Genomic DNA, 2,629 nt, shown 5'->3' on the forward strand with positions numbered 1-2,629 from the left:
GGGCCCGGTCGCGCCGCCCGCGCCCCGGCCACGGCGATGCGGCGGGCGGCCGGGGCCGCGTGGTGGCGCACCCACCACTCCTGGAAGTGCAGCGCCCGCTCGCCGGGCCCGGCGAGGCCGTCGGCCAGCGGGGAGCGGACCGAGCCCTCTTCGGGCAGGCCGGCGGCGTCGACGACGACGTGGGTCTCCACCCGGTCGTCGGTCATGGGCAGGAGCTCCACGCCCGGTCGCCAGCGCTCGCACAGCCGCCGCGTGACCGCCGACAGGGGAGCGCCCTCGGCGAGCAGCCGGCTGCGGAGGACGTGCGTCGCGAGGTCGCGGTCGCCGAGCGAGAACCACTCGGGCGGGTCGCCGTGCGCGGCGAGCTCCCGGGCGACGGCGAAGGTCTCCCCGGCGCGGCCCCAGCCGCGCTCGTCGTCCGCGCCGCCCCCGAGGGTGTACATGACGCTGTCGAGGTCGGGGCAGACCCGCAGCCCGTGGAGGGTGACGTCGTCGGCGGTGTTGCCGATGACGACCACCTCGTCGGCGGGGCCCGTGGCGTCGCCGCCGGGGCCCGCGGCGCGGCGCTCGGCGAGGGCGTCGAGCAGCCCGCGCAGGAAGCGCGCCCCGCCCACGCCGCCGGACAGGGCTGTGATGCGCATGCCCCCATCCTGGCCGCCCCGGCGGGTGGGTCGCGCCGGCGTCGCCCTTACCGCAGTCCGCACACGTCGCGTGAGTGGGCGTCACGGCGCGTCATCGCTGCTGGCCCCTCGGCGTGTCGCGTCGCCTACACCGGACGGGCTTGACGGCCCTCGCACGACACGCGTGTAATTCGGTCACGCGCCACGGTTCATCCGGGCGGCAAGGGAGTCATCGCGCTCCGCACGCGATCCAGAGGGGGTCCCTGTGCTCGACCGGACGCACGCACCGCACGCCCACCACGACGTCGACGCCTCCGACCGGCTCGACCGCGAGGACCACGCCCTCGAGGCGCGCGTCCTCGACGCCCGGGCCGCCGAGCTCGACGTCGTCGTCGGCCCCTGGCCGGCGGCGGCGCCCGACGAGGGCGCCCTCGAGCCCGCAGCGCCGCGCTCCCGGCCCGCGACGGACGGCGAGCCGGGCGGCCGGCGCGGGCTGGAGCTCCTCGCGGGCCTCGAGGACGACGGCGACGAGGGCGTCCTCGGCTGGCAGGAGCGCGCCCTGTGCGCCCAGACCGACCCCGAGGCCTTCTTCCCGGAGAAGGGCGGCTCGACGCGCGAGGCCAAGCGCGTGTGCGTCTCCTGCGACGTGCGCGCCGAGTGCCTCGAGTACGCCCTCCTCCACGACGAGCGCTTCGGCATCTGGGGCGGCCTCTCCGAGCGCGAGCGCCGCAAGCTCAAGCGCCGCGCCGTCTGAGCGGCCGCCCGCCTCCGCGGCGACCCGCGGCGGCGGGACCGCCGAGAGGGGAGCGCCGAGATGGCAGGGGCACCCCCGCGGCTCCCGTACGGTTGAGCGCCGTGGACGACCAGCCCGAGCCCGCGCCCCCCGCCGGGGCGGCCGCCGGAGGCGTCGCCGGCGACGCGACGGGCGCCCTCGACGTCGTCACCCCCGGTGCGGTGCAGGTCACCGCGCTGCTGCTGTGCACCGACTCCTCGCCCGAGGCGCCGGACCGGCTGCGGCGCGTGCTGGAGCGCCTGCGGGCGCAGTCGGTGGCGCCGGCCAGCGTCGTCGCCGTGGCGGCCGGGTGCGGCTCCGCCTCGCTGCAGGTGCTGCGCGACCACGGTCTCGAGCCCTACCTGCGCCGCCGGTCCACCCCCTACGAGCTCGTGCGCGCCCTCCCCGGCGCGCCCGCCTCCGGCCGACGGCGCCCGCGCGGGGCCGACGGGCGCCGTCGCCCCACCGGCACCGCCGTGGGGACCACCACCACCGGGCCCGAGGCCGCCCCCGCGGACGCGCCCGTCCCGTGGCTGTGGTTCCTCACCGACGACGTCGTGCCGGCCCCGGACGCGCTGCAGCGCCTCCTGGAGGCCGTCGAGCTGCGGCCGGGCGTCGCGGTCGCCGGCCCCAAGGTCCGCGACCTCGACCGGCCGGGCCGCCTCCTGCAGGTCGGCTTCACCACGAGCCGCCGCGGCACCGCCCTCACCCGCGTCGGCGCGGACGAGCTCGACCAGGGCCAGGCCGACGACCGCGAGGACGTCCTCGCCGTCGGGGTCCCCGGGATGCTCGTCCGGCGCGACGTCCTCGACGAGGTCGGCGGCTTCGACCCCGCCCTGCCCGTCGACGGCGCCGACCTCGACCTGTGCCGCCGCGTGCGGATGGCCGGGCACAGCGTCGTCGTCGTCCCCGCCTCCGTCGTCGAGCGCCCCGGGCGGCACGCCGAGCGGGTGGGCGGCGCGCCGGGGGCCGCCGCGTACACGCGCCTGGTCTCCGCCTCGCCGCTCGGCCTGCCCTTCGCCCTCGTCGGGGTCCTCGTCGCCGGGGTGCTGCGCGCGCTGTGGCGCGTGCTCGTCAAGGACCCGGCGCACGCGCCCGCCGAGCTCGGTCGCGTCGCCGGCGTGGTGCTGCGGCCCGACCGGGTCCTCGCCGCGCGCCGCCGCGCCTCGCGGGCGCAGGTGCGGGGCCGCTCCTCCCTCGTCCCCCTCATGGCCTCGCGGACGGAGGTGCTGCGCCA

Annotated in this window: 3 protein-coding genes; 2 read left to right on the forward strand and 1 reads right to left on the reverse strand. The window is 79.2% G+C overall.

What is annotated here, in order from left to right:
* Positions 1–641 (reverse strand): 2-phospho-L-lactate transferase CofD family protein (locus tag HLB09_RS15620; RefSeq protein WP_171204243.1); only part of this gene is annotated, 641 nt, incomplete at its 3' end.
* Between the two features lie 472 nt (positions 642–1,113).
* On the opposite strand from HLB09_RS15620, the gene HLB09_RS15625 reads away from it, so the two are divergent.
* Positions 1,114–1,374, forward strand: coding sequence for a WhiB family transcriptional regulator (locus tag HLB09_RS15625; RefSeq protein ID WP_171204245.1), 261 nt, complete (start codon positions 1,114–1,116; stop codon positions 1,372–1,374).
* Positions 1,375–1,475: 101 nt separating this feature from the next.
* On the forward strand, positions 1,476–2,629 hold a 1,154-nt coding region (locus HLB09_RS15630), incomplete at its 3' end, for a glycosyltransferase (RefSeq protein WP_171204244.1).

Origin of the sequence: Pseudokineococcus marinus, assembly GCF_013004605.1 — a bacterium.
GTDB classification, from domain to species: Bacteria; Actinomycetota; Actinomycetes; order Actinomycetales; family Quadrisphaeraceae; genus Pseudokineococcus; species Pseudokineococcus marinus.